This is a genomic window from Alcanivorax sp. HI0044 (assembly GCF_001634945.1).
Window position 1 is genome coordinate 1 of record NZ_LWEZ01001101.1, and the last position, 333, is coordinate 333.

General features: G+C 51.4%; 2 protein-coding genes. One reads left to right on the forward strand and one right to left on the reverse strand.

Going from position 1 to position 333, the window contains the following annotated elements:
• On the forward strand, nt 1-78 hold the full coding sequence (locus A3730_RS13135) for a DUF4870 domain-containing protein (RefSeq protein WP_082872365.1): 78 nt from the start codon (nt 1-3) through the stop codon (nt 76-78).
• Between the two features lie 154 nt (nt 79-232).
• Here the strand turns inward: A3730_RS13135 and A3730_RS30425 are convergent, their stop codons facing one another.
• Nucleotides 233-319, reverse strand: a complete 87-nt coding sequence (locus A3730_RS30425; RefSeq protein ID WP_231883954.1) for an AbgT family transporter — start codon at nt 317-319, stop codon at nt 233-235.
• Between the last annotated feature and the right edge of the window lie 14 nt (nt 320-333).

Consider the following 333-nt stretch of genomic DNA (forward strand, 5'->3'; position numbering starts at 1 on the left):
ATGACCATCGTGGCTGCCGTAAAGGCCAATGGTGGAGAGCACTACCGTTATCCGCTGACGATTCGGTTGATCAAATAATAGCTAGAAGTTGAAAGTTGAAAGTTGAAGCGAGAGTAAGCGTTTTAACCGTTTTCAAATTAAGAGGCCGCGCCTGTGACTTGGGCGCGGCCTCTTTGCGTTCTGATCAGAGTGACCTGTCACGCGTTTCAACTTTAAACTTTTCACTTTCAACTCACGGCCCCAGCGGCCAGCCAAACCCGATCCACACACCCAGCAATACAGACCACCCCAGCAGCAGTGTCAGGCTGTAGGGCAGCATCAGTGCAATCAGCG